This window comes from Streptomyces sp. GbtcB7 (genome assembly GCF_019091445.1).
Lineage (GTDB): Bacteria > Actinomycetota > Actinomycetes > Streptomycetales > Streptomycetaceae > Streptomyces > Streptomyces mirabilis.
The window spans coordinates 138,644-161,997 of record NZ_JAGXJM010000023.1 but is presented as its reverse complement, the minus strand read 5'-3'; the positions used below and the strand labels follow the sequence as shown (position 1 = coordinate 161,997).

Genomic DNA, 23,354 nt, shown 5'->3' with positions numbered 1-23,354 from the left:
CGGTGCGGGGCCGGGGCGGCTCAGGGGATCGTGCGGGAGACGACGTAGACCATGGCGCGCCCGGGCTGGGGCCAGTTCACGACGATGTCCTGGGTGGGCGCCGGGTCCTTCTGTTCGTGCGTGAGGCCCCACCACGAGCCGGGGCCCGTGAACTTCCAGCCGACGACCTTCTGGTCGCGGGTGCCGATGGCGATGTTGTTCTTGCGCAGTGTGTCCCGGCTGGTGCCGACCTCCGCGAGGAACTGCTCAAGCCCCGCGCCGTTGGTGGCGAACTGTACGTAGAAGCGGCTGGTCTTCCAGTTGTTCGTCTCGTAGGAGGCGACGGCGACGGCGTTCAGCGGGATCGGCACCTGGTAGAGGCGGCGCTGGACGCGCGAGGGCCAGCCCACGGTGAGGCCGGTCGCCGAGTACTTCTCCTCTTTCTGCTTGCCGCTGTCGCGGCTCTGGTTGGCGGAGATCACCAGGTAGCCGGCCGGGACGCCGATGAGCAGCACGATGATCAGCAGCGTCAGGGCACGGCGGCGGAACTTGTGGCGCGGGTCCTCCGGCGGGCGCCGGGGCTCGTCCGGAGGTGAGGCCTGGCGCGGCAGCGAGGCCGTCACAGCGTCCCCTGGGTCGTACGGCGGGACTCGGAGTAGCGCTCGTACCGCTCGTAGCGCTCCACACGGCGGCGCTTGGCGCGGCGGAAGCGGCGGGCGACGAGGCGGGCGAGGTCGGCGGCGCCGACCATGCCGGCCTCGGGGCCGAGCTGGGCGCGGGCGATACGGGCCTCGGGACGGTAGCCGCGGCCGGTCAGGTGGCGGCGGAAGGCGTCGCGCGCGGGGCCGATGAGGAGGTCGTCGGCCGCGCTGACGCCGCCGCCGATGACGAAGCAGGAGGGGTCCAGGGCAGCCGCCAGGTTGGCGATGCCGACGCCGAGCCACTGGCCGATGTCCTGGAGCAGCTCGATGCACATGGCGTCGCCCTCGCGGGCGAGTTCGGTGATCATCGGGCCGGTGATGTCGCCGATGTTGCCCTTGACGTGCTCGATGATCCCGTACGCGACCGGGGAGTCCGCGGCGGCGAGTTCGCGGGCCTCGCGGACCAGCGCGTTGCCCGAGCTGTACTGCTCCCAGCAGCCGCGGTTGCCGCACGCGCAGCGGTGACCGCCGGGGACCACCTGCATATGGCCGAACTCGCCCGCGACGCCGAACTTGCCGCGCTTGACCTGGCCGTCCTCCAGCAGCGCGCCGCCGATGCCGGTGCCGAGCGTGATCATGACGAGGTTGTCCTCGCCACGGCCAGCGCCGAACCGCCACTCCGCCCAGGCGGCGGTGTTGGCGTCGTTGTCGACCAGGACCGGGACGGCGAGCCGTCCGGCGAGACGGTCGCGCAGGGGCTCGTTGCGCCAGGACAAGTGGGGGGCGAAGAGGATGCGGTTGCGCTCGGCGTCGACCCAGCCGGCGGCACCGATGCCGACGGCGTGCACGTCGTGCCGGTCGGAGAGGTCCAGGACCAGTTCCACGATGGTGTCCTCGACGACCTTGGGGCTCTTGGACTTGTCCGGCGTCTCGGCGCGGAGCTTCTCCAGGATGTTGCCGTCGGCGTCGACGACGCCCGCCATCACCTTCGTGCCGCCGATGTCGATACCGACGGTGGGGACGCGGGGAGCCGTCAGGTGGGAACGGCGTTCACGCGTCCCTACGGTCCGCAGGACAGTGGCCCGCGCGGAGCCGCGGTGTGCGAGGTCGCGGTAGGTGCTCATCGGGCCGATTCTGCCTCACCGCGCCATGGGGGCGCATGGCGGAGTCCCCCTGGGCTCTCCGGAACGCTCCGTCGGAACGCCCCGGAGAGCCTTGGGCCGTATGTGAACCGCGGGCCGTGTGTGGCTGGTCGCGCCACGCGGCAGAGCCGCAAATGTCACAGCCCCGCGCCTCTTAGGGGGCGCTCCGCTCGAGCTCGTGACGCAGGTCGTCCAGCTCGCTGCCGCCCGCCATCTGGCGGGTCAGCTCGTCGAGGCTGATCTCGTCGCGGGTGTGGCTGCCGAACATGGCGCCGCGCTTCAGGAGGACGAAACGGTCGCCCACCAGGTACGCGTGGTGCGGGTTGTGAGTGATGAGGACCACGCCGAGGCCGGCGTCCCGCGCGGCGGCCACGTACTTGAGGACCACACCGGACTGCTTCACACCGAGCGCGGCGGTGGGCTCGTCGAGGACGAGGACCTTGGCGCCGAAGTGGACGGCGCGGGCGATCGCCACGCACTGGCGCTCACCGCCGGAGAGGGTGCCGATGGGCTGGTCGACGTCACGCAGGTCGATGCCCATGCGCAGCAGCTCCGCGTGGGTGGTCCTGCGCATGCGGTCGACGTCCATGCGCTTGAAGGGGCCCGTGCCCCTCGACAGCTCGGAGCCGAGGAAGAAGTTCCGCCACACCGGCATCAGCGGGACCACGGCGAGGTCCTGGTAGACGGTGGCGATGCCCCGGTCCAGGGCTTCGCGCGGGGAGGTGAGCCGGGTCTCCTCGCCCTCGATGCTCAGGGTGCCCGCGTCGTGCTGGTGCAGGCCCGCGATGATCTTGATCAGCGTCGACTTGCCCGCACCGTTGTCGCCGAGCACGCACGAGATCTCCCCCGCGTGCACCACCAGCGAGACGCCTTCGAGGGCGCGGATGTTGCCGTAGTACTTGCTGACGTCGTCGAGTTCGACGAGCGCCGTGCGTTCCGTGGCGGCCGCGCCGGTCGCCTTTCCCGCGTCCGTCGCCATGCCGTCGCCGTCCGTCGTCATGCCGTCGCCTCCGCGCGCTTGCGGACCCAGTGGTTGAGCAGGGTCGCCAGGAGCAGCATCACTCCCAGGAAGAACTTGAACCAGTCCGGGTTCCACTCGGCGAACACGATGCCCTTGCTCACCATGCCGAAGATCAGCGCGCCGACCGCAGCGCCGACCGCGGAGCCGTAGCCTCCGGTGATCAGACAGCCGCCGATGACGGCCGCGATGATGTAGATCAGCTCGTTGCCAACGCCCTCGCCGGACTGCACGACGTCGAACGAGAACAGCAGGTGCTGCCCGGAGATCCAGGCGCCGAAGGCGACACCCATGTAGAGGCCGATCTTCGTCTTGTTGACCGGGACGCCGACCGCGCGGGCCGCGTCCTCGCCACCGCCGACGGCGTAGATCCAGTTGCCGAAGCGGGTGCGCAGCAGGATCCAGGTGGCGACGACGACCAGGGCCAGCCACCACAGGATGGTGATCTTGAAGTCGACGCCGCCGATGGTGAACGTCGAGGCGAAGACGTCCCTGGCCGAGGAGAAGCCCTGCATGTCGGAGATCGACTTCGTGGACACCGTGCCGCTGATCAGCTTGGTGAAGCCGAGGTTCATGCCGGTCAGCATCAGGAAGGTGCCGAGCGTGATGATGAAGCTCGGCGGGTCCGTGCGGGTCAGCATGACGCCGTTGAAGACGCCGATCGCCAGCGTGACGACCAGCGAGACGAGGACGCCGACCCAGACGTTCGCGGTCATCTGGTAGCTGAACATCGAGGAGATCAGCGCGGAGCTGGTCACCATGACGCCCGCGGAGAGGTCGAACTCGCCGCCGATCATCAGCAGCGCGACCGGTACGGCCATGATGCCGATCGTCGAGGAGGCGTACAGCACCGTGCTGAGGCTCGCGGCCCGTACGAAGCTGTCGGCGAAGATCGCGAAGAAGAGGAAGACCGCGATCGCGCCGACCACGGAGCCGAGCTCGGGCCGGCCCATGAGTCTGCGCAGGGGCGAGGTCTTCAGGAGGCGCTCGTCGACCTTGGTGTCGGGCGACGGCGCGGGTGCGGGCGCAGTGGCGCTCATCGGGTCCCCCGCTTGGTGTACTCCTCGAGCGCGGCGGCCTGATCCTTGGTGATGATCTGCGGGCCGGTGAGGACCGGCTTGCCGCCGCCGAGGACATCGGCGTTGTACTTGTAGAGCCACAGCAGGTCCACGGCCTCGTACCCCTGGAGGTAGGGCTGCTGGTCGACCGCGAAGCCGAGTGTGCCGTCCTTGAGCTCCGAGGCCACCTTCGCGTTCAGGTCGAAGGTGTCGATCTCGGCCTTGCTGCCCGCGTCGGCCTTCGCCTTCACCGCGGTGTCCGCGTACGGGGCGCCGAGCGTGACGACCGTGTCGATGGACTCGTCGGCCTGCAGCTTGGCGCCGATGGAGGACTGCACGTCGGGCATGCTGGTGCCCTGGACGTAGAGGTTCTGCACGGTGCCGTGGAAGGTGTTCTTCACACCCGCACAGCGCTGCTCGTGGCCGACGTTGCCCTGCTCGTGCAGGATGCACAGGGCCTTCTTGCGGCCCCGCTTGTTCAGCTCCTCGCCGACCGCCTCACCGGCGATCGTCTCGTCCTGCCCGATGTGGGCGAGCGCGCCGAACGCCTTGGACTGTTCGGAGCCGGAGTTCACCGTGATCACGGGAATGCCGGCCTTCTCGGCGCGCGCGACGGCGGCCTTCATCGCGTCCGGCTTGGCCAGCGTGACGATGATGCCGTCGACCTGCTTGTCCACGGCGGCGTCGACGAGCTGCGCCTGCTGCTGCGCCTCGGCGTTGTGCGAGTACAGGAAGTTGATGTTGTCCTTGACCGCGGCCTGCTTGGCGCCGTTCTGCACGATGTCCCAGAACGTGTCGCCATCGCCCGAATGGGTGATCATCACGAAGGTCCACTTGGGCGTGTTCACCGCGGCCCTGCCCTGGGCCGCCGCCGCCTTACGGGCATCCTCGGCCCGCTTCCCGCCGGTGCTGCTGCATCCCGCGAGGGACACCCCCAGCGCCCCTGCGAGCGCGATGCTTACCCAGGTCCGAGTCCGTGCCACGAGGCCGTGCCCTTCTTGCTGTGTTCTTTGGTGCGCCGGGGCCCGCGAAGCGGCCCGGCGGGCCGTTCCGCAGGCCCCGGGGGCCGACATCTCGCCGGCCCCAAACGCCCAAGTATCGAACACTGGGATCGTGCACCCCATCAGCGGGTCCCGCGCGCGGTGTACTTCTCGAGGGTCGAGGCGTCCTTCTCGGTGATGATGGCCGGGCCGGTCAGGACCGTCTTGCCGCCACCGAGGATGTCGCCGTTGGTCTTGTAGAGCCACAGCATGTCGATGGCCTCGTACCCCTGGAGGTAGGGCTGCTGGTCGACCGCGAAGCCGACCTCCTTGGCCTGGAGGCGCTTGACCACCTCGGCGTTCAGGTCGAAGGTGTCTATCTCCGCCTTGCTGCCCGCGTCGGCCTTGGCCTTCACCGCGACGGCGGCGATCGGGGCGCCCAGGGTGACGACGGCGTCGATGCCCTTCGTGGCCTGGAGCTTCGCCTCGATGGAGGACTGCGTGGCGGGGGCGTTGGTGCCGTCGACGTTGAGGTTCTCGAGCGTGCCCTTGAAGGTCTTCTTCACGCCCGCGCAGCGCTGCTCCAGCGAGACGTTGCCCTGCTCGTGGATGACGCAGACGGCCTTCTTCAGGCCCCGGTTGTTCAGCTCCTCGCCGACGGCCTCACCGGCGACCGACTCGTCCTGGCCGAAGTGCGCGAGCGCCCCGAACTGCTTGGAGAACTCGGCACCGGAGTTGATCGTGACGACCGGGATGCCCGCCTGCTCGGCCTTGGCGAGGACGTCCTTCATGGCATCGGGCTTGGCCAGGGTGACGACGATCCCGTCGACCTTCTTGTCGATGGCGGCCTGAACGAGCTGGGCCTGCCCGCCCGCTTCCTTGTCGTTCGAGTACAGGAAGTCGACGTTGTCCTTGCTCGCCGCCTGCTTGGCGCCGCTCTGCACGATGTCCCAGAAGGTGTCACCCTCGCCGGAGTGCGTCACCATCGCGATCTTCAGACGGGGCGTACTCGCGGCCTTGCCGCCGCTCCCGCCGGCGCTCGCCTTGTTCTCGGAGTCCTTGCCACCGGAGTTGCTGCAGCCGGCCGCGAGCGCGATCACGGCGATCACCGCCGCTGCCGTTCGGGCTGTACGCATGGTCGGAACACCCTCTTTTCCGCCGCACCTTTGCGACTGAGGGGAGTTCTAGCTTTGCGCCCGCACACCAGTCAATGGACTTTTTGGAACATTCTTACGATTCAAATTCGGCCTCGCCGAAGCCGATTCACCACCCCTTCACGACCGCTTCACGGCCGTACGAGGAGCTGGAATTCGAAGGAGTAGCGCGAGGCGCGGTACATGTGGCTGCCGAACTCGACCGCGCGTCCGGTGTCGTCGAAGGTGGTGCGCTGCATGGTGAGCAGCGGTGCCCCTTCGGGCTCACCGAGCCGCTCCCCCTCCTCCGCGCTGGCCGCGCGGGCGCCGACGGACTGGCGGGCGCTGTGCAGGGTGATGCCCGCGGCCCGCATCAGCCGGTACAGACCGGTGGCCTCCATCTGCTCGCTGTCCAGCTCCAGCAGCTCCGGGGGCAGATAGTTGCAGAGGTACGCCATCGGCTCCCCGTGGGCGAGCCGCAGCCGCTCCACCCGGTGCACGTCACTGCCCTCGGCCACGCCCAGAGCGGCCGCGACCTCGGCGGACGCCGGTACGACGGTGTTGACGAGCACCCGGGTCGCGGGACGCTGCCCGGCCGCCTCCAGGTCGTCGTACAGACTGCTGAGCTCCAGGGGCCGCTTGACCTGGCTGTGCACGACCTGGGTGCCGACACCGCGGCGGCGCACCAGCAGACCCTTGTCGACGAGGGACTGAATGGCCTGGCGGACCGTGGGACGGGACAGCCCGAGGCGCCCCGCGAGCTCGATCTCGTTGCCGAGAAGGCTGCCCGGGGTCAGGGTCCCGTGCTCGATCGCTGCCTCCAGCTGTTGGGACAGCTGGAAGTACAGCGGGACCGGACTGCTGCGGTCGACGCTGAGCTGGAGCGACACGGTCGGATCCTCATCTGGTTTCGGCACGGGCCGAGCGTAGCTCCGGGAGATGTTGACGGGAAGTTGTGTAGTTCGATTGTCCGGACAAAGCATTGACAGCGTGCCTGGTGGGCCTCAGTTTGTTCCCATGCGCATCGGACTTATCGGAACGGGTCGTATCGGCACATTTCACGCGACCGTTCTCAACCGCCACCGCGAGGTCGGCTCCCTCATCGTCACGGACGCGGACTCGGTGAGGGCACATGCGGTCGCGGACCGGTTGGGCGCCACGGCGGCACCCAGCGTGGACGAGATCTTCACCTGGGGCGTGGACGCCGTGGTGATCACGGCGGCCACCTCGGCGCACGGCGAACTGATCGGGAGGGCAGCGCGCATGGGGCTCCCGGTGTTCTGCGAGAAGCCGATCGCCGTCGATCTGCCGGGCACGCTGTCCGCGCTCGCCGAGGTCGACGCGGCCGGCACGGTCCTGCAGCTGGGCTTCCAGCGCCGCTTCGACACGGGCTACGCGACCGCGCGCGAGGCGGTGCGCTCGGGGCGGCTCGGACGGCTGCACACCATCCGCGCGATGACCTCCGACCAGTCGCCGCCCCCGGCCGCGTACCTCCCGATCTCCGGCGGCATGTACCGCGACTGCCTCGTCCACGACTTCGACATGCTGCGCTGGATCACCGGCCGCGAGGTCGTCGAGGTGTACGCGATGGGCTCCGACGCCGGGCCCTCGATGTTCCGTGAGGCGCATGACATCGACACGGCCGCCGCCGTCCTCACCCTGGACGACGGCACGCTCGCCACGACGACCGCGACCCGGCTGAACGGCGCGGGCTACGACGTACGCATGGAGCTGGCCGGCGAGCTGGACCAGATCGGCGTCGGCCTGGACGACCGTACGCCGATCGCCTCCACCGAACCGGCCGGACCGCCGGCCGCCGACAAGCCGTGGACCGGTTTCCTGGAGCGCTTCGGCCCTGCCTACGAGGCCGAGCTCGCCGCCTTCGTCGACGTCGTGCGCGGCGAACGCGCCAACCCCTGCGACGGGCAGGAGGCCCTGCACGCCCTGCGCATCGCCGAGGCCTGCGAGCTGTCGCGGCTGGAGAGACGCCCGGTGTATCTGGCGGAGATCCCCGGCAGACGGGACTGAGCGAACACGTCGGTGCCGCTCCCCACCCGAAGCCGCACCACCGTCACCCCTCCATTCACTCCCCCACGCACCACCACTCACCAGCGCACCGGCAGGCTGCGCAGACCGCGCATCAGCATGCCCGAGAGCCAGTCACCAGGGGGCCCGTCCAGCGCGAGATCCGGGCATCTCTCCAGCAGGGAGCGCAGCGCGACCCGGGCTTCGAGACGGGCCAACGGCGCACCCAGGCAGTAGTGGATGCCGTGCCCGAAGGAGAGATGGCCCTGCGGGGCGCGGTGGATGTCGAAGCGGTCCGGCTCCGGGCAACGCGCCGCGTCACGGTTCGCGGCGTCGAGCCCGATCATCACCGGGTCACCCGCTGCGATGGCCCTGCCACCGATCTCCAACGGCTCCGCCGCATAGCGGTACGTCGCCGTCTCGACCGGTCCCTCGAAGCGCAGCACCTCCTCCACCGCGCCGTCGAGGAGCGTCATGTCGGCCCGCAGCGCGGCGAGTTGGTCGGGGTGGGTGAGCAGGGTGTACACACCGTTCGTGATCAAGTTGACCGTGGTCTCGTGGCCCGCGACCAGCAGGATGAACGCCATCCCGCGCAGCTCGTCACGGGAGAGCCGGTCGCCGTCCTCGGCCCGGGTGCGGATGAGGTCGCTGAGCAGGTCGTCGCCGGGTGCCGTGCACCGCTTGTCCTCGATCAGCTCATCGAGATAGGCGGCCAGCTGCCGGACGGCGGCCAGCTCGGAATCTCCATCGGTCGGCGTCACGATCTCGTTCGACATCGCGCGGAACGCCACCCGGTCGATGTCCGGGACGCCGAGCAGCTCGCAGATGACGGTGATCGGCAGCGGATAGGCGAACGAGTCGACGAGGTCGGCGCCCCCCTTCGGCAGCATCTCGGCCAGCAGTTCGTCGGTGATCTGCTGGACGCGCGGGCGCAGCGCCTCCACCCGCCGCATGGTGAACGCGCCCGTGACGAGGGAGCGCAGCCGGGTGTGCTCCGGCGGGTCGGCGATCAGCACATACCGGCCCATCAGCTCTTCTTCGAGCGAACTCCACCCCCCTCTCCTCGTGTCCTTGGAGAGCCTCGGGTCGGCGAGAGCGGCCCGCGCCTCCTCGTACCCGACGACGAGCCAGCCCTCGTACGCACCCGGCTGCGGTGTCCGCACCCAGTGGACGGGGCCGCGCTCGCGCAGCGCCGCGTACACCGGATACGGGTCCCTCGTGAACCCCGCGCCGTACTCCCCCAGATCGATCATGGTGCCCCTCCCGTTGTCCTTACAACGCGCGGGCCCCACGCTCAGTGCCCGTCGTCTCCCTCCAGAAGTCCCGCGTCGTACGTCAACAGGGCGATCTGCACACGGTTGTTGAGGCCGAGCTTGGCGAGGATCCGTGAGACATGGGTCTTGACGGTGGCGACGCTCATGTACAGCTCGGCGGCGATCTCGGCGTTGGAGGAGCCCCGGCCGACGGCCACGGCGACCTCGCGTTCACGGTCGTTGAGCGCGCCGATCCGGTCCCGGGCGCCGGTACGCCGCCCGCCCGGCGTCCCACCGGCCGCGTGCTCCATCAACTGGCGGGTGACGGCGGGCGAGAGCACGGGATCACCGGCCGCGACCCGGCGTACCGCGTCGAGGATCTGCACAGGCGGCGTGTCCTTGAGGACGAACCCGGCGGCACCCGCGCGCAGCGCCCGCAGCACCTGGTCGTCGGCGTGAAACGTGGTGAGGACCACGACCTGCGGCGCGTCCGCGCGCCCCCGCAGCCGTTCGGTGGCCGTGAGTCCGTCGATCACCGGCATCCGGATGTCCATCAGGACGACGTCCGGGCGGGTGCGGTCGACGAGCGCCTCTACCTCGCCGCCGTCCGCGGCCTCGCCGACGATCTCGATGTCGTCGGCGCCGCCCATCATGAAGGACAGGCCGGCCCTGACCAGCGGATCGTCGTCGACGAGAAGCAGCCGGATGGCATTCATGGGGCCTACCGTAGGTGCCCGCCGGGGCATTACCCACGCCTCGACCGCGACGAACGACTACCGTCGGCCGCCAGGACAGTCTCGACGGGGTCTCTCCCGGGAGTGAGGAGTTCAGTGCGCTATCGGCTCTTGGGCAGGACCGGCCTGCGCGTCTCGGAGCTGTTCCTCGGCGCCATGACGTTCGGGGAGCAGGGCGGGGTGGGAGCGCCGAAGGAGGAGTGCGCGCGGATCCTCGACGCGTACGCGGAGGCGGGCGGCAACGTGGTGGACACGGCCGTCAACTACCGCGGCGGCGCCAGCGAGGAGATCGTGGGGGAGTTACTCAGAGGCCGACGCGACCGTTTCGTCCTCTCCACCAAGTACACCGTCTCCCGTGACGGCACCGACCCGAACGCCGCCGGGAACCACCGCAAGAACCTCGCCCTCTCCCTGGAGACGAGCCTGCGGCGCCTCGACACGGACTACATCGACGTCTACTGGGTGCACATCTGGGACCGGAACACACCGGTCGAGGAGACCATGCGCGCCCTGGACGACGCCGTACGGTCCGGCAAGGTCCTGTACGTGGGCATCTCGGACGCGCCCGCCTGGGTGGTCTCACGGGCCAACACCCTTGCCGAGTGGCGGGGTTGGTCCCCCTTCGCCGCGCTCCAGGTGCCCTACAGCCTGCTCAGCCGCGACGCGGAGCGCGAGCTCCTTCCCATGGCGGAGACCCTCGGCATGTCGGTGGCCGCGTGGAGCCCGCTGCAGAACGGCGTTCTGTCGGGCAAGTACACACGTCCGGGCGGCGTGGCCCCCGGCACGGCGACCCGCCTCTCCCCCGAGGCGATCGGGGAACTCGAACATACGGTGGCCGAAGCGGTCCAGTCGGCGGCCGACGAACTAGGCGCCTCCCCCGCCCAGGTGGCCATCGCCTGGACCATGGCCCACTCCCCCGCCGTCCACCCCATCATCGGCGCCCGCCACGTCACCCAGCTCACCGACAACCTGGGCGCAAGCGAACTCACCCTCCCCGACCACATACTGACCGGCCTGGAGGAGGCCACCGCCTTCCGCACAGGCTTCCCGACAGACTTCATCAACGAAACAGCAAGCTGGGTATACGGCACCGCGGGCCACCGGGTAATCCCCCGCACCCCCTGACACACCCGCACCCGCAGCCGCAATGCGACGCAAGGGGCCGTGGCGGTGCGTCGCAAGCCCGTCGCTTACGCCCGGATCGAGCAGCGGCTCCCTTGCCCGGCCCACGTCTGATCCAGCGGCGACGGGCTCGACGCACCGCCACGGCCCCGCCCCACCCGCAACCGCGGGCGCGCACCTCACGCTCACCCACGCAACCGCGGGCACACGCCCACGCTCACCCACCCCACGGCAGCCACGCCCGCACCAAGAAACCCCCACCCCCGTCGGACCCGTGCTCCAGACGCCCCCCGGCCAGAGTGGCCCGCTCGGTCAGCCCGATCAGCCCCTGCCCGGAACCCGGCACATGCGGTACCTCCCCCGGAGGGGCAGGGTTGCGCACGGACACACTCACACCGTCACCCGGGGCCCCCGAGACGCCCACCGTGACCTCGGCCCCCGGAGCATGCTTACGGGCGTTCGTCAGCCCTTCCTGGGCGATGCGATACACGGTCCGCCCGACGGACGCGGGCACAGCCGCGGCATCGGCGACCCGCAGATCGAGGGCCACCTTCATCCCCGCCTCACGCGACTCGGAGACCAGCGCGTCCAACGCGCCGAGCGTCGGCTGCGGCCGCCCCGCGTCGTCGGAGTCACCCGCCCGTAGCACCCCGATGATCTCCCGCAGATCCTGCAGGGCCTCGTGTGCGCTCTCCCGGATCACCCCGGCGGCCCGCGCGACCTCCTCGCGAGGCGCGTCCGGTCGGAACTCCATCGCCCCCGCGTGCACGCTCAACAGCGTCAGCCGGTGCGCTAGCACATCGTGCATCTCGCGCGCCATCGCCTCGCGCGCCAGCCGCTGCGCCTGCTCGGCCCGCAGCGCGGCCTCCGTCTCGGCCCGCCGTGCCCGGTCCCGCAGACTCAGCATGAGCTGCCGCTTGGACCGTACGAACATGCCCCAGCCGACGACCGCCAGGGTCAGCAGCGCGGTGACGGCGATGGCGGCGGCGTAGGACAGATCGGGATCGGGGCGCAGCCAGAAGTAGACCGGAAGCAGGGCGAGTTGGAGACCGGCGACCCAGCCCACGTACTTGAGGGGCCGGTGCACGGCGAGCGTGAAGAGGGCGACCAGGCCTGCGCCGCCCGCGGTGTTCGAGAGCAGTCCGACGGGGATCATCGCCACGGCCAGCCCCAGCGGCCACCGGCGGCGCGACCACACGGCGAGGCAGGCGAGTCCGCCGATCCACTGGTCGACGACGGCGAGGGCGTGCGGGGTGTCCGGGTCGCGGGTCAGCGTGTGCGCGGCCATCGCCCCGATGACGACGGCCAGCGCGAAGCAGCCGAAGTCGACCATCCAGTCACGCGCGGTACGCCGGGGCCGTCCGCCCCGCCCCGTCCGCTCGGGGTCGAGCTCCGCGACCACGGCCGACGGCAGCAGCCAGCGCCGCCCGGGCAGAACGGGTGCCGCCGGCACCGGATTGTCACCACTCACGGTCGACAAATCTACGGGCCCGCCCCGCGGGCACCTCCCCCGCGGCGGTGATCGTCGACCAAAGTCGCGGCGCCGCATACTTTCGTCCGGACGTACCTCGCCCCGCGGCCCATGGACGTGGGGGGGGGGGAGCCGCGGGGCGAGGATCTTCCACAAAGCGGTCAAACCAGTCGTACGCGCAGCCCTCGGCTCAGCAGCCGAAGTTGATCAGCTTGAACGTGACGTAGTGATCCGAGGTGTAGTAGTCCTCCTGCGTCTTCTTGCCGGTCACGATGCGCTTGGCGCCACGCGTCGAGGAGCCCGGCGTGATGACGGTGTACTCGTGGTAGTACCCGGTGGACTGGGAGGGCAGGACACCCTCCCGGTTCTGGAAGACGACCCCGTCCTGGGAGTACGGGAAGGGACCGCCGGACGCGATCAGGTCCAGCGTGTCGTACGCCTGCGACGGCAGCTTGCTGTAGCAGATGCTGCCCACGGCGGTGACCGCCGCGTTGGCGGGGACCACGGCGGTGCCGCCGATGAGCAGCGCGGACATGAAGGCGACCAGGGCGCCGATACGAGTGATTCGTGGGGGGAATCTCATGACTCTAGGATGACGCGCGTAGACCCTGGCATGTCAATGTCAAGGCAGAGGATTTCTCCCGCCAAGTCCGATGAATTTTCCGGGAGTTAACGAAGCCCGACACGACGCCCTGCGCGGTCAGCTGCTCGCGAGGCCTTCGGCGGTAGTGTGCCGAGGGACGGTGCAGTGTGCACACGACGCCATCCACGGTGAGGGGCGATGATCGTTTCGGTGGTGTCGATGCCGGAGGGCGTCGTCGCTCGCACCGGTCTGGCACAGGCCCGGGAGCGCCTCGCGGCGACCTCCGGCTTCGTGATCGTGGACATCGACCTGGGAGACGAACCCCCGCCCGACGAGGAGCCGCTCTCCCGTCGGCTCGGACTGGACGACGCGGCCGGCGAGTGGCTCGGCAGAGCGGACGAGCACGTCCGGGCCGAGTACCACGACGGGACTGCCATCGGCGTCGTTCCGGTGGTCAGCGGAAACGAGGTCACCCATATCCATGTCCTCGCCGACCAGCGCCGCTTCATCACGGTGCACCACGGGCCCGTCGAACTGATCGAGGCCTTCCTCGACCGGCTGCCGCAGGACCTGCCCCCCGACGTGGTGACGACGCTGTTCCTGTTTCTGCAAGGGGTCCTGGAGACCTTTCGCCGGGCCGTCACGCAGGCCCATCTGGAGGTCGAGGACCTGGAGGAGGCGATGTTCGAGCGGCGGCAGCCGGAGCACGTCCAACAGCTGGCCCAGCTGCGACGGCGCGCGGCCCATCTGCATCGCGCGTTCCTGCCGTACGCCGCGGTCGCCCAGGAGATCCTGGTGCGCCGCAGGATGACGGATCACCACCTCTCGGAGGAGCGGCAGGCGATGAACCGGCTGCACGAGCACACCGTGCAGCTGGTCCTCGTGGAGATCGAGGCACTGCGGGACGCGGCCCGGCGGGCCGCGACCAGCTACGCGTCACTCGTCGCCGATCAGCAGAACGTCGTGATCAACAGACTCACGATCGTCTCGATGATCTTCTTGCCGCTGTCGTTCCTGACCGGCTTCTTCGGCATGAACTTCGCCTACCTCACCAACCGGCTGATGAGCGAGGACTCCTTCCTGGAGTTCGGTGTGGGTCTGCAGGTGGGTGCCGTGGTCGTCGCCCTGTACTACGTGCTGTACCGCACGCACTGGCGGCAGCTGCGCGACAGCCGTACCCGCGACGCCGCCGACGACCAGTCCTGATCGCGGCCCACCGGAGCCCCGCGCGGCAGCGCGGCCTCAGCCGCCGAGCTCCTGGTACCTGGCCGTCAGGGCCGTGGCGCCCTCCTCCGTGAGGGAGCCGAACAGACGCAGGCGGGAGATGCCCCCGTCGGGGAAGATGTCCACGCGCGCGCGGGTCCCGATCACGGACGCGGCGAGGACGAAGCGGTGGTTGGTGTCGGGCTGGAGGCGGGTACGGGGGAGGATCTCCGTCCAGTCGCCGTCGTCGCCGTCCTTCACCGACACCGACGCCCAGCCGGCGCTGTTGCCCTTCAAGTACGCCGTGTCGATCTCCAGGGCGCGGATCTCGGACTGGGCGACCAACTGGTAGCGGATCCAGTCGTTGCCCTGGTCGCGGCGGCGGCGGGTCTCCCAGCCGTCGTCCATCTTGCGGGAGCGTCCCGGCTGGATGGTGTTCGTGGCGGGCGAGTAGAAGAGGTTGGAGGCGTCCTCGACCCGGCCGCCGTTCTCCAGGGCGAGAACGTCGAAGGTGCCGAGCGCGGAGAGCCACTCCGGGTCGGCCACGACCTCGCCGTAGACGCGCAGTCGGGCGATGCCGCCGTCGGGGTGCTGGTTGACGCGGAGGTGGGTGAAGCGCTGCTCGACGGAGACGGCGAAGCCGTTGGCGGCGTGGCCGCCGACCGCCGTGCGCGGTACGAGCGTCGTCCACTTCACGTCGTCCGCGAGGAGTTCCTCCGGTGACGGGGAGCCGGGCACCGAGGCGCCCTCGACCGACACCGCCTGGGGGTAGTTGCCGCGGAAGTGGGCCGTGTCGACCACCACCCCGCGCACGACACCGGGTGCGCCGAGCCGGACGAGCGCCCAGTCGTGGTCCTCGGCCGTCGGCCACGGGTGCTCGGCCGAGGCGCCGCGGCGCCGCCGCGTCTCCCAGCCGTCCATGACCTTGCCCTTGTGCCCGAAGTGCTCGGGGTCGAACTCGGCCCGCCCGGGCAGCAGGAGGTTCTCGCGCTGGGCGAAGAACTCGTCGTTGGCGGCGATGACCCCGGCACCGAGCTGCCGGTCGGCGAGGTTGGCGTACTGGGTGAAGGGGAAGTCGGCGGTGCGGTGGTCCGCGTACGGGTCGCCGCCTCCGTAGGGGTTCGCGTCGCCGGTGAAGTGAGGAATCGCCGTCACGTTGATCAGGTCTGCCTTTCGAGGTCGGCCGCTACGGGTGCGGGTGCGGGTGCGTTCGAGGACTACGGGGTGCGCGACAGGAGTTCGCCGACGGGGGCGCCGAACTCGCCGCCGGACACGATGCGCTCGCCTCGCAGCCAGGTGGACTTCACGACCCCGCTGAGCGTTCGGCCGGCGTAGGCCGTGACCCGGTTGCGGTGCTGCAGCGCGGCGGGATCCACGGTGAAGGTCTCGTCGGGGGCGAGGACGGCGAAGTCGGCGTCATGGCCCACCGCGATGGCGCCCTTTCGGGAGTCGAGGCCTACCAGTCGGGCGGTGCTCGTGGACATCCAGCGGACCACGTCCTCCAGGCTGTGACCGCGCTTGCGGGCCTCCGTCCAGACCGCCGACAGGCTCAGCTGGAGCCCGGAGATGCCGCCCCAGGCGGTCGCGAAGTCGTCCGTCTTCAGGTCGGGCGTGGACGGCGAATGGTCGGTGACGACGCAGTCGATCGTGCCATCGGCCAGCGCCTGCCACAGGAGGTCCTGGTTGGCGGCCTCACGGATGGGCGGGCAGCACTTGAACTCGCTCGCCCCGTCCGGGACTTCCTCCGCCGTCAGGGTCAGGTAGTGCGGGCAGGTCTCCACCGTGATCCGCACGCCCGCACGCTTGGCGTCGGCGATCAGGGGCAGCGCGTCGGAGGACGACAGGTGCAGCACGTGCACACGCGCGTGAAGGCGTCCGGCCTGCGCGATGAGGTTGCCGATGGCGGTGTCCTCGGCGTCGCGCGGGCGCGAGGCCAGGAAGTCGGCGTACTTCCGGCCGCCCTTCTGAGGGGCGGCGGCGAGGTGGTGCGGATCCTCGGCGTGCACGATGAGCAGGCCGTCGAACGCGGCGATCTCGGCCAGGGACCGGGCCAGTTGTTCCTGGTCCAGCTCGGGGAACTCGTCCACGCCGGACGGCGACAGGAAGGCCTTGAAGCCGAAGACTCCCGCGTCGTGCAGCGGGCGCAGGTGCTTGACGTTGTCGGGGAGGGCACCGCCCCAGAAGCCGACATCGATGTGCGCCTTGGAGCGGGCGACGTCCTGCTTCGTACGGAGGTGGTCGACCGTGGTCGTCGGCGGGAGGGAGTTGAGCGGCATGTCGACCAGGGTGGTGATGCCGCCGGCCGCGGCGGCGCGCGTCGCGGTCCAGAAGCCCTCCCACTCCGTGCGGCCGGGGTCGTTGACGTGCACGTGGGTGTCGACCAGGCCCGGCAGGAGGACGTCGTCGCCGAAGTCCTCCAGGCGGACGCCGGGCGGCACCTCGGCGTCGTACGCGAGCACGGCCGTGATTTTGCCCGCGGCGACCGCGACCGTGGCGGCGCGTGTCCCTTCGGGAGTGATGACGCGCGTCGAGCGCAGCATCAGTTCGACCCATCCGACGTCGGTCACCCGGACCCCTCTCTCTGCCGCTGTCGACTCCCGCTGCCGCAGTTAACTTCCACGTAACGGAATTCAACGTTCTGTTGAAGGAGTCTTCACTCAAGCCCTCGCGTCGTCAAGGGCTCACCCCTCCACCCTGCCCCCGAACGCGCCCCTCTGGATATTTCCACAGAATGGAATTAGAATTCCACAAAGCAGAACGTAGCTACGTACCACCGAGGAGTCAACCAAGTCCCGGGTAGGCTGCATCACTGCCTGTCAGCCTTGAAAGGACCGCGCCGTGCCTGCGTCCAGCGCCAGCACCACCGACGCCGCCAAGTCATCCGCCCCGAGCGGTGGTGTCCAGTCTCTCGAGCGCGCCTTCGACCTGCTCGAGCGCATGGCAGACGCCGGCGGGGAGGTCGGCCTGAGCGAGCTCTCCGTGAGCAGCGGGCTGCCGCTGCCCACCATCCACCGCCTCATGCGCACGCTCGTGGCCTGCGGTTACGTACGCCAGCAGTCGAACCGCCGCTACGCGCTCGGCCCCCGCCTGATCCGCCTGGGCGAGTCCGCCTCCCGGCTGCTCGGCACCTGGGCGCGCCCCTATCTCGCCCGTCTGGTCGAGGAGACCGGCGAGACCGCGAACATGGCGCTGCTCGACGGGGACGAGATCGTGTACGTGGCCCAGGTGCCCTCCAAGCACTCGATGCGCATGTTCACCGAGGTGGGGCGCCGGGTGCTGCCGCACTCCACGGGCGTGGGCAAGGCCCTGCTCGCGAACACCCCGGCGGACGAGGTGCGCGCGCTGCTCGCCCGTACCGGCATGCCCGCCGCGACGGAGAAGACGATCACCACCCCGGACGGCTTCCTCGCCGCGCTGGAGGAGGTGCGCCGGCTCGGTTACGCGGTGGACGACAACGAGCAGGAGATCGGCGTGCGCTGCCTCGCCGTCTCGGTCCCCGACTCCCCCACGGCCGCCGCCATCTCGATCTCCGGTCCCGCGGGCCGGGTCACGGACGTGGCCACGGAGAAGATCGTGCCCGTGCTCCAGCAGGTCGCGGCGGAGCTGTCGGAGGCGCTGGCGAGCTCGGGCCCGGGGGCCTGACCGGAGCGCCCCCGGGGTCACCCGGCGGCGAAGTCGGCAAAGTCGGCGAAGTCCCGCGCCAAGGCCCGGCGCAGGCGCGGCGTTCGCGCCGCGCGAAGGCCGGGGCGGGCACCGTCAGGACCGGGCAGCGGGCGTGCGCCGACACCTGGCGGCGGACCGCGGCCCTACGAGCCCCCGCGCGGGCGCCGAGGACCAGGAGGTCGTCCGGGTGCGCGGCCAGTCGGCACAGGGCCCGGTCGGGACGGGCACGGACCATCCTGCGGACGACGGTGACCTCTGACGGCGTACCGCCGAAGGCCTCCTCGAAGGCGCGGTCGAGCCGGGCGGCGGCCTCGCGGGCGCAGCGGGCGGCCCAGGCGTCGGGGTTGCGGAGTAGAGGACCTCGCCCTCGGGCGGCTCCCACGCGAGTACGGCCACGAGCACGCGGCCGCTGGAGCGGGCGGCGCGTGCGGCGGTCCGCAGCGCGGCGAGGCCGGCGAGCGAGCCGCTGCCGCCGACGACGACCTGTCCGGCGGCGGCCATCAGGATTCACCCCGGTGTGGCCGCGGCAGCCCGAGCCCCCCACCGGCACGGGCGGCGAAGCGCCCCGCGGCCAGCCTGCGCACCCACTCCCGCACCGGCACCCCCGGCATCCGCGCCTCCTGGCGCCGCTGCATCTCCCGCTCCCCACGATCGGTGAGGCAGTGGTCGCCTCCGTTGCCGCACGTACTCCCCTTCTCGCGGACGTCTCCGGTGTCGATCGACATCGCTCCGCTCCCCTTCCCAGGCCAATGCGGTGGGACGATTTCCCCTGGTCCTCGAAGTCTGTACGCTGATTGGCCTGCCCCACAGGGCCAATACATAGGAGTTGGCATGGTGAACGGACCGGTGGTCCACGGAATGGACAGGACGCTGGGAAGCCGGCAGCTCGCCGCGCTGCTGTCCGCCGTGCCCCACGCCGACGGCCGCCCCGGGTATCGCGCGCTGGCCGACGGCGTACGCAGGCTGCTCCTCGACGGCCGGATCGCGCTGCACGTCCGGCTGCCCGCCGAGCGCGAGCTGGCCTCCGCGCTCACGGTCAGCCGGGCCACGGTGACGGCGGCGTACGACCTGCTGCGGGAGGACGGCTTCGCGCGGAGCCGGCGGGGCGCGGGGACCTGGACGGAGCTGCCCGCCGGCCACCGCCCGGCCAATGTGGCCTCCTTCCCGGCCGACGACGGGGTGATCGACCTGGCCATCGCGGCGCCCGGCGCGCCCGAGGCGGAGCTCGCGGAGGCCTTCGCGGAGGCGGGCGTCCTGCTGGCCCGGCGGGCCTCGACACCCGGCTATCACCCCTACGGGATCCCGGAGTTGAGGGCCGCCGTCGCCGAGCGGTTCACCCGGCGCGGGCTGCCGACACTGCCGGACCAGATCCTCATCACGAACGGCGCGCAGCAGGCCCTCTCGCTGACGCTCGGGCTGCTCGGGCGGCCCGGTGACCGGATCCTGGTCGAGAACCCCTCGTATCCGAACGCGCTCGACGCGATGCGCCGCGTGGGACTGCGCACCACTCCCGTGCCCGTCACCGCGGAGGGCTGGGACCCGGGGCTGATCGACTGCGCGCTGCGGCAGGCGGCGCCCCGGCTCGCGTATCTGATCCCCGACTTCCACAATCCGACGGGTCATCTGATGCCGCTCGAACAGCGCCTGGCGGTACTGGAGTCGGCGCGCGCGACCGGCACCTGGCTCGTGATCGACGAGACGATGACGGACATCGCGCTGGATGTCCCCGGGGCCGCGCCGTTCGCCTCGCTCGCACCCCGCGGAATGAGCGAACAGGTCGTGACGGTGGGGTCGTTGAGCAAGACGCACTGGGGCGGGCTGCGCCTCGGCTGGGTGCGGGCGGGATCCCGGCTGATCACGGAGCTGGCGACCGCGCGGGTGCCCACGGACATGGGCGGCTCGGTCCTGGACCAGTTGGTCGCGCTCGGACTGCTGGCGCGCACGGACGAGGTGCTGCGCGAGCGGCTGCCGCGGCTGCGCGCCCAGCGGGACGCGCTCGCCGACTCACTGGCCCGTCATCTCCCCGACTGGCGCTGGCAGTTGCCGCCCGGCGGACTGACGCTGTGGATCGACCTGGGCCGCCCGATCGCCTCGTCGCTGGCCCGCGCGGCCCTGGCCCAGGGTCTGCGCATCGAGGGCGGTTCCCGCTTCGGCGCCGACCCGGGCACCCATGAGCACCGGCTGCGTTTCCCCTACACCCTGCCGTCCGACGTGCTCGACGAGGCGGTACGCCGGCTCACGACCGCCCTGGACAGCGGGCTGACCGCGGCCGGAGCGGAGGCGGGCCGCCCGCACTGGGTGGCGTGAGAGTCCGGGAACGCACCCGGAGAAGGACCCCGCCCCTGCCCCCTCAAGGGCGCCGGGGCGGTTCCCCGAACAGCTCCACCGCGCTGCGTACGCCCGCGAGGCCGGTCGACAGCGCGCTGACCGAGCCGATCGCGCCCGCGATCAGCAGTAAGGAGCGGCGCAGCCGGGGTATCTCGGGCATGCCGCTGAGGGCCATCGCGGCGAGCGCGGCGAGCTCGTCCTCGGCGATGCCCCGGTCGGGGAACTCGGCCGGATGTGTGGCGAGTTCACGGCGCAGCCGGGAGACGGCGGTCCGCAGTTCCGCCACCCTCGGATCCTCGTCGCTGCCGGTCACTGGCCTCTGTCCCAAGCTCCGCAACACAGCTCGCCCCCTCGCACGTCCTTGTGCGCACGCCCTTCGCCGGTCTGTCCCGCACCCCATGGCGATGGTCGGGCGCCGGGGGACGCGGGCCAGTAAACGCCACCCGATGCGGTGGCGCCACCGCGCGGACCGAAATTCAGCCCCACGAAACCGTGCCGCCGGCGCCGGGTCAGGTATGCAGGAGGTATGACGCACAGGGAAGACGGCGTATGACGCACAAAGAAGACCAGGTGGCCGGGCTGCTCCTCGCGGCGGGCGGGGGGCGACGGCTCGGCGGGCGGCCCAAGGCGCTGCTCGAACACCGGGGGCGCCCCCTCGTGGAGTACGCGGTGGGGGTGCTGCGCGCGGCCGGATGCACGCGCGTCCACGTGGTGCTGGGGGCGCGGGCCGACGCCGTACGGGAGCGGGCGCGGCTCGACGGGTGTGTGCTCGTGGACAACCCTGAGTGGGAGCACGGCATGGGTTCGTCACTGCGCGCCGGGCTCGGCTCGCTCGCCGGCACGGGCGCGCGGGCGGCGCTGGTCTCGCTGGTCGACCAGCCCGGCATCGGGCCGCGGGCGGTCGCCCGGGTGCTCGCCGCCCACCAGGACGACACCTCGCTGGTTTCCGCGGCCTACGACGGGGTGCGCGGCCATCCCGTCCTCTTCGGCGCCGCCCACTGGGCCGGTGTCGCGGCGAGTGCCACCGGTGACCGGGGGGCACGCGCCTATCTGCAGGAGCACGAGGCGGCGATCACGCTCGTCGAGTGCGGTGACGTGGCGGAGCCGTACGACATCGACACGGAGGACGATCTGGGACACCTTGAGTGAACGGCGTGGCACTGAGCGCCACGGTGCCTCGACCTGGAGAATCTCGACATCAACAAACCATTGAACTTCCACCATGAGGAAACTATTATCCACTGCTCAGAAGCACCGGGCTGCTCTCCCGGCGCTGATCGCCCTACCCGGGTCGCCTGGCACCCGGTGCCACGCTCGCTGAAGGAAGTGACAGCTCATGTCCGCACCAGCGCCGTCCCCGCTGGCCATCGTCGACGCCGAGCCCCTGCCCCGGCAGGAAGAGGTCCTCACGGACGCGGCCCTCGCCTTCGTGGCCGAGCTGCACCGGTTGTTCACGCCCCGGCGTGACGAGCTCCTCGCCCGCCGCGCGGAGCGCCGCGCCGAGATCGCCCGCACCTCCACGCTCGACTTCCTCCCCGAGACCGCGGCCATCCGCGCGGACGACTCCTGGAAGGTGGCCCCCGCTCCGGCCGCCCTGAACGACCGCCGTGTCGAGATCACCGGCCCCACCGACCGCAAGATGACCATCAACGCCCTCAACTCGGGCGCGAAGGTCTGGCTCGCGGACTTCGAGGACGCCTCGGCGCCCACCTGGGAGAACGTGGTCACCGGTCAGCTCAACCTGATCGACGCGTACACCCGCAGCATCGACTTCACGGACTCGAAGTCCGGCAAGACGTACGCCCTGAAGGCGAACGACGAGCTCGCGACGGTCGTCATGCGGCCACGCGGCTGGCACCTGAACGAGCGCCACCTCGTCGACGCGGACGGCACGCCCGTCCCTGGCGCGCTCGTCGACTTCGGCCTGTACTTCTTCCACAACGCGCAGCGGCTGCTCGACCTCGGCAAGGGTCCGTACTTCTACCTCCCGAAGACGGAGTCGCACCTGGAGGCCCGCCTCTGGAACGACGTCTTCGTCTTCGCGCAGGACTACGTCGGCATCCCGCAGGGCACCGTCCGCGCGACCGTCCTGATCGAGACGATCACGGCGGCGTACGAGATGGAGGAGATCCTCTACGAACTCCGCGACCACGCCTCCGGGTTGAACGCGGGCCGCTGGGACTACCTCTTCTCCATCGTCAAGAACTTCCGTGACGGCGGCCAGAAGTTCGTGCTGCCGGACCGCAACGCGGTGACGATGACGGCCCCGTTCATGCGCGCCTACACCGAACTCCTCGTCCGCACCTGCCACAAGCGCGGCGCGCACGCGATCGGCGGCATGGCGGCGTTCATCCCCTCCCGGCGCGACGAAGAGGTCAACAAGGTCGCCTTCGAGAAGGTCAAGGCCGACAAGGACCGCGAGGCGGGCGACGGCTTCGACGGCTCGTGGGTGGCCCACCCGGACCTGGTCCCGATCGCGATGGCCTCCTTCGACGCCGTCCTCGGCGAGAAGCCGAACCAGAAGGACCGGCTGCGCGAGGACGTGTCGGTCGCCGCCGGGGACCTGATCGCCGTCGACTCCCTCGACGCCAGGCCGACGTACGACGGTCTGGTCAACGCCGTCCAGGTCGGTATCCGTTACATCGAGGCCTGGCTGCGCGGGCTCGGCGCGGTCGCCATCTTCAACCTCATGGAGGACGCGGCCACCGCCGAGATCTCCCGCTCGCAGATCTGGCAGTGGATCAACGCGGGCGTCGAGTTCGAGCACGCGGGGCACACCGTGAAGGCCACCCCGGAGCTGGCCCGCGAGGTCGCCGCCGAGGAGCTGGCGAACATCCGCGCCGAGATCGGCGAGGAGGCCTTCGCGGCCGGCCACTGGCAGCAGGCCCACGACCTGCTCCTGGAGGTCGCGCTGGACGAGAACTACGCCGACTTCCTGACGCTGCCGGCGTACGAGCAGCTCAAGGGCTGACCTCCGAGGCGGCTCACTTGTCCGAGTGGCCCAGGGACCTTCCCGGGGCC

23 protein-coding genes are annotated in these 23,354 nt (G+C 70.7%); 8 read left to right on the top strand and 15 right to left on the bottom strand.

All coding sequences use genetic code 11. The annotated features are described in order from the left end of the window. Nucleotides 1-20: 20 nt before the first annotated feature. From KVT44_RS33370 to KVT44_RS33340, 7 genes are all read right to left on the bottom strand, one after another. Nucleotides 21-602: a sugar kinase gene (locus KVT44_RS33370; protein WP_217570970.1), complete on the bottom strand. Its 582-nt coding sequence runs from the start codon at nucleotides 600-602 to the stop codon at nucleotides 21-23. Then, nucleotides 599-1,744, bottom strand: a complete 1,146-nt coding sequence (locus KVT44_RS33365; RefSeq protein WP_054237090.1) for an ROK family glucokinase — start codon at nucleotides 1,742-1,744, stop codon at nucleotides 599-601. The genes KVT44_RS33370 and KVT44_RS33365 overlap by 4 nt, the downstream gene beginning before the upstream one ends. A gap of 172 nt (nucleotides 1,745-1,916) precedes the next feature. After that, nucleotides 1,917-2,741, bottom strand: a complete 825-nt coding sequence (locus tag KVT44_RS33360; protein WP_217571058.1) for an ATP-binding cassette domain-containing protein — start codon at nucleotides 2,739-2,741, stop codon at nucleotides 1,917-1,919. A gap of 17 nt (nucleotides 2,742-2,758) precedes the next feature. Beyond that, nucleotides 2,759-3,820: an ABC transporter permease gene (locus tag KVT44_RS33355; protein ID WP_095851796.1), complete on the bottom strand. Its 1,062-nt coding sequence runs from the start codon at nucleotides 3,818-3,820 to the stop codon at nucleotides 2,759-2,761. Beyond that, nucleotides 3,817-4,821 (bottom strand): sugar ABC transporter substrate-binding protein, encoded by a 1,005-nt coding sequence (locus KVT44_RS33350; RefSeq protein WP_217570969.1) that lies wholly within the window; start codon nucleotides 4,819-4,821, stop codon nucleotides 3,817-3,819. Before KVT44_RS33350 ends, KVT44_RS33355 begins: the two co-directional genes overlap by 4 nt. Nucleotides 4,822-4,961: 140 nt before the next feature. Next, the gene (locus KVT44_RS33345; RefSeq protein WP_190171428.1) at nucleotides 4,962-5,954 is read right to left on the bottom strand and encodes a sugar ABC transporter substrate-binding protein; all 993 of its coding nucleotides are present in this window, start codon (nucleotides 5,952-5,954) and stop codon (nucleotides 4,962-4,964) included. Nucleotides 5,955-6,103: 149 nt separating this feature from the next. Further along, on the bottom strand, nucleotides 6,104-6,841 hold the full coding sequence (locus KVT44_RS33340) for a GntR family transcriptional regulator (protein WP_099919942.1): 738 nt from the start codon (nucleotides 6,839-6,841) through the stop codon (nucleotides 6,104-6,106). A gap of 127 nt (nucleotides 6,842-6,968) precedes the next feature. Here KVT44_RS33340 and KVT44_RS33335 point away from each other — a divergent pair, with 127 nt between their 5' ends. Further along, nucleotides 6,969-7,979: a Gfo/Idh/MocA family oxidoreductase gene (locus KVT44_RS33335; protein WP_217570967.1), complete on the top strand. Its 1,011-nt coding sequence runs from the start codon at nucleotides 6,969-6,971 to the stop codon at nucleotides 7,977-7,979. A gap of 77 nt (nucleotides 7,980-8,056) precedes the next feature. Here KVT44_RS33335 and KVT44_RS33330 read toward each other — a convergent pair whose 3' ends face one another. Together KVT44_RS33330 and KVT44_RS33325 are read right to left on the bottom strand one after the other, a co-directional pair. Next, nucleotides 8,057-9,229, bottom strand: coding sequence for a cytochrome P450 (locus KVT44_RS33330; RefSeq protein ID WP_217570965.1), 1,173 nt, complete (start codon nucleotides 9,227-9,229; stop codon nucleotides 8,057-8,059). Nucleotides 9,230-9,270: 41 nt separating this feature from the next. Further along, on the bottom strand, nucleotides 9,271-9,945 hold the full coding sequence (locus KVT44_RS33325) for a response regulator transcription factor (RefSeq protein WP_217570963.1): 675 nt from the start codon (nucleotides 9,943-9,945) through the stop codon (nucleotides 9,271-9,273). A 114-nt stretch (nucleotides 9,946-10,059) separates the two neighbouring features. On the opposite strand from KVT44_RS33325, the gene KVT44_RS33320 reads away from it, so the two are divergent. Then, the gene (locus KVT44_RS33320; RefSeq protein WP_217570962.1) at nucleotides 10,060-11,088 is read left to right on the top strand and encodes an aldo/keto reductase; all 1,029 of its coding nucleotides are present in this window, start codon (nucleotides 10,060-10,062) and stop codon (nucleotides 11,086-11,088) included. A gap of 214 nt (nucleotides 11,089-11,302) precedes the next feature. Here KVT44_RS33320 and KVT44_RS33315 read toward each other — a convergent pair whose 3' ends face one another. Both KVT44_RS33315 and KVT44_RS33310 read right to left on the bottom strand, forming a co-directional pair. Next, nucleotides 11,303-12,565, bottom strand: a complete 1,263-nt coding sequence (locus KVT44_RS33315; protein WP_254650212.1) for a sensor histidine kinase — start codon at nucleotides 12,563-12,565, stop codon at nucleotides 11,303-11,305. A gap of 181 nt (nucleotides 12,566-12,746) precedes the next feature. Next, nucleotides 12,747-13,139, bottom strand: a complete 393-nt coding sequence (locus KVT44_RS33310; protein ID WP_190171434.1) for a ribonuclease domain-containing protein — start codon at nucleotides 13,137-13,139, stop codon at nucleotides 12,747-12,749. A gap of 198 nt (nucleotides 13,140-13,337) precedes the next feature. Here KVT44_RS33310 and KVT44_RS33305 point away from each other — a divergent pair, with 198 nt between their 5' ends. Then, nucleotides 13,338-14,345 carry a CorA family divalent cation transporter gene (locus KVT44_RS33305; RefSeq protein WP_217570960.1) on the top strand — a complete coding sequence of 336 codons (1,008 nt, stop codon included), beginning with the start codon at nucleotides 13,338-13,340 and terminating at the stop codon, nucleotides 14,343-14,345. A 36-nt stretch (nucleotides 14,346-14,381) separates the two neighbouring features. Here KVT44_RS33305 and alc read toward each other — a convergent pair whose 3' ends face one another. Both alc and allB read right to left on the bottom strand, forming a co-directional pair. Further along, nucleotides 14,382-15,497 carry an allantoicase gene (alc, locus tag KVT44_RS33300; RefSeq protein ID WP_217570959.1) on the bottom strand — a complete coding sequence of 372 codons (1,116 nt, stop codon included), beginning with the start codon at nucleotides 15,495-15,497 and terminating at the stop codon, nucleotides 14,382-14,384. Between the two features lie 62 nt (nucleotides 15,498-15,559). Then, a complete protein-coding gene (gene allB, locus KVT44_RS33295; RefSeq protein ID WP_217571056.1) occupies nucleotides 15,560-16,882 on the bottom strand; it encodes an allantoinase AllB in 1,323 nt (440 codons plus the stop codon). A 298-nt stretch (nucleotides 16,883-17,180) separates the two neighbouring features. Between allB and KVT44_RS33290 the strand changes: the two genes are divergently transcribed. Together KVT44_RS33290 and KVT44_RS33285 are read left to right on the top strand one after the other, a co-directional pair. Then, nucleotides 17,181-17,984, top strand: coding sequence for an IclR family transcriptional regulator (locus tag KVT44_RS33290; RefSeq protein WP_190171437.1), 804 nt, complete (start codon nucleotides 17,181-17,183; stop codon nucleotides 17,982-17,984). A 133-nt stretch (nucleotides 17,985-18,117) separates the two neighbouring features. After that, the gene (locus KVT44_RS33285) at nucleotides 18,118-18,264 is read left to right on the top strand and encodes a hypothetical protein (protein ID WP_217570958.1); all 147 of its coding nucleotides are present in this window, start codon (nucleotides 18,118-18,120) and stop codon (nucleotides 18,262-18,264) included. 241 nt (nucleotides 18,265-18,505) lie between these two features. On the opposite strand, the gene KVT44_RS33280 is transcribed toward KVT44_RS33285, so the two are convergent. Next, complete coding sequence (locus KVT44_RS33280; protein ID WP_217570957.1) at nucleotides 18,506-18,730, bottom strand: hypothetical protein; 225 nt, start codon at nucleotides 18,728-18,730, stop codon at nucleotides 18,506-18,508. A 106-nt stretch (nucleotides 18,731-18,836) separates the two neighbouring features. Between KVT44_RS33280 and KVT44_RS33275 the strand changes: the two genes are divergently transcribed. Continuing rightward, nucleotides 18,837-20,312 carry a PLP-dependent aminotransferase family protein gene (locus KVT44_RS33275; RefSeq protein ID WP_254650211.1) on the top strand — a complete coding sequence of 492 codons (1,476 nt, stop codon included), beginning with the start codon at nucleotides 18,837-18,839 and terminating at the stop codon, nucleotides 20,310-20,312. Nucleotides 20,313-20,355: 43 nt separating this feature from the next. Here KVT44_RS33275 and KVT44_RS33270 read toward each other — a convergent pair whose 3' ends face one another. Then, entirely contained in the window at nucleotides 20,356-20,673 is a 318-nt protein-coding gene (locus KVT44_RS33270) for a DUF5955 family protein (RefSeq protein ID WP_054237073.1), read from the bottom strand. Nucleotides 20,674-20,882: 209 nt separating this feature from the next. Here KVT44_RS33270 and KVT44_RS33265 point away from each other — a divergent pair, with 209 nt between their 5' ends. Next, complete coding sequence (locus KVT44_RS33265; RefSeq protein WP_217570955.1) at nucleotides 20,883-21,482, top strand: NTP transferase domain-containing protein; 600 nt, start codon at nucleotides 20,883-20,885, stop codon at nucleotides 21,480-21,482. Nucleotides 21,483-21,669: 187 nt separating this feature from the next. Then, a complete protein-coding gene (aceB, locus tag KVT44_RS33260; RefSeq protein WP_217570953.1) occupies nucleotides 21,670-23,304 on the top strand; it encodes a malate synthase A in 1,635 nt (544 codons plus the stop codon). Nucleotides 23,305-23,354: the final 50 nt, after the last annotated feature.

Excerpts from the sequence above, each read along its gene's own strand:
- KVT44_RS33305 (WP_217570960.1), top strand. The coding sequence starts at position 13,338 with ATGATCGTTTCGGTGGTGTCGATGCCGGAGGGCGTCGTCGCTCGCACC.
- KVT44_RS33265 (WP_217570955.1), top strand. The coding sequence starts at position 20,883 with ATGACGCACAAAGAAGACCAGGTGGCCGGGCTGCTCCTCGCGGCGGGC.
- KVT44_RS33280 (WP_217570957.1), bottom strand. The coding sequence starts at position 18,730 with ATGTCGATCGACACCGGAGACGTCCGCGAGAAGGGGAGTACGTGCGGC.
- KVT44_RS33335 (WP_217570967.1), top strand. The coding sequence starts at position 6,969 with ATGCGCATCGGACTTATCGGAACGGGTCGTATCGGCACATTTCACGCG.
- KVT44_RS33365 (WP_054237090.1), bottom strand. The coding sequence starts at position 1,744 with ATGAGCACCTACCGCGACCTCGCACACCGCGGCTCCGCGCGGGCCACT.
- KVT44_RS33330 (WP_217570965.1), bottom strand. The coding sequence starts at position 9,229 with ATGATCGATCTGGGGGAGTACGGCGCGGGGTTCACGAGGGACCCGTAT.
- KVT44_RS33275 (WP_254650211.1), top strand. The coding sequence starts at position 18,837 with ATGGTGAACGGACCGGTGGTCCACGGAATGGACAGGACGCTGGGAAGC.
- KVT44_RS33355 (WP_095851796.1), bottom strand. The coding sequence starts at position 3,820 with ATGAGCGCCACTGCGCCCGCACCCGCGCCGTCGCCCGACACCAAGGTC.
- KVT44_RS33360 (WP_217571058.1), bottom strand. The coding sequence starts at position 2,741 with ATGGCGACGGACGCGGGAAAGGCGACCGGCGCGGCCGCCACGGAACGC.
- KVT44_RS33310 (WP_190171434.1), bottom strand. The coding sequence starts at position 13,139 with ATGAGATTCCCCCCACGAATCACTCGTATCGGCGCCCTGGTCGCCTTC.
- aceB (WP_217570953.1), top strand. The coding sequence starts at position 21,670 with ATGTCCGCACCAGCGCCGTCCCCGCTGGCCATCGTCGACGCCGAGCCC.
- KVT44_RS33345 (WP_190171428.1), bottom strand. The coding sequence starts at position 5,954 with ATGCGTACAGCCCGAACGGCAGCGGCGGTGATCGCCGTGATCGCGCTC.
- allB (WP_217571056.1), bottom strand. The coding sequence starts at position 16,882 with ATGCTGCGCTCGACGCGCGTCATCACTCCCGAAGGGACACGCGCCGCC.
- KVT44_RS33325 (WP_217570963.1), bottom strand. The coding sequence starts at position 9,945 with ATGAATGCCATCCGGCTGCTTCTCGTCGACGACGATCCGCTGGTCAGG.